This is a genomic window from Candidatus Pelagibacter communis, from assembly GCF_001179965.1.
In the GTDB taxonomy this organism is placed as follows: Bacteria; Pseudomonadota; Alphaproteobacteria; order Pelagibacterales; family Pelagibacteraceae; genus Pelagibacter.
Genome location: NZ_CVSH01000050.1, coordinates 1 through 1,057, shown reverse-complemented (window position 1 = coordinate 1,057; position 1,057 = coordinate 1). Strand labels below are relative to the sequence as shown.

Here is a 1,057-nt window from a genome sequence, read left to right as displayed (position 1 = left end):
AATTGAAAAATTTAAAATGTTATATAAAGAAAATATACTGTTTACATGATCGATAGAATTTAGATAATCATACTCTTTTATAGAGATATTCTGTTTTTTTTTGACAAAGAAAATTTTACTGAATAATCTTCCCATTCTCCATAAAAAACCAGGATCAGTAGGTAATGCAATTGAAAAGACTCCTCCTTTTTTAAGTTTCGTCATTGCGTCTAAAATAAACTTTTCTGGATTGTTTATGTGTTCAAGTACATGACACATTATAATTCTATCGAAAAAATTATTTTTAAAAGGTATTTTGTCTTTTTTGTAAGTTGAAAGTATTATTTTTTTATTCTTTCTTTTTTTATGAAAACTAATTTTATCTTTTTCTTTTTCAAGAATATAATATTTATCATAGTCATGCTTTATGTAGTCAATATGCGAATGAAATCCAGGACCAATCTCAAGCGTTTTTGAAAAATTATTTTTTGGCAAATCCTGCTCAAGTTCACTGTGATCATATTTCATTAGCCATCCTATTAAACCCTTGTACTGATAATTCTCATACTTGCTTAAATTCGAGTAAGAAAATTTAATTTTTTTATTTTTTGTCATTTAAACTAAGAAAATTTATTTTTTTTAAATTGGAACCTAGCAGGAAACAAAGAAATGATAAAATTAAAAATTTGCATAAATATACAAATGCTGCTTTTGTGTAATAAATCCAATGATTTATCTCAGACAAAAATAGGTACTCACTATGCTGAAATAAAAAACTATTTATAGATATGGTTATAGATGTAATTAAAAGAAATTTTAGATAAAAGTTATTTATATTGATAATGTAAGGGATGGTGAGTATTAAAAAAATTAATCTATAATCAAAATTTGATCCTATAATAAAAGTCCCAATATATATTGAGGCGCCGCTTATAAAGTATGTATCAAAATTGTTTGATATATTGTTAATTTTAATTTTGCTAAACAGGTAGCCTGTTATAAATATTACCAAACAATAAAGGCTGGTTAATAAAATAATAAAATTTTTAAAATAATGATAATTTCGATCAGTAATAAA

1 protein-coding gene is annotated in these 1,057 nt (G+C 23.6%); it reads right to left on the bottom strand.

The window, feature by feature from the left end:
• On the bottom strand, positions 1–594 hold a 594-nt coding region (locus AMN73_RS02310), incomplete at its 3' end, for a methyltransferase domain-containing protein (RefSeq protein WP_075534673.1).
• Between the last annotated feature and the right edge of the window lie 463 nt (positions 595–1,057).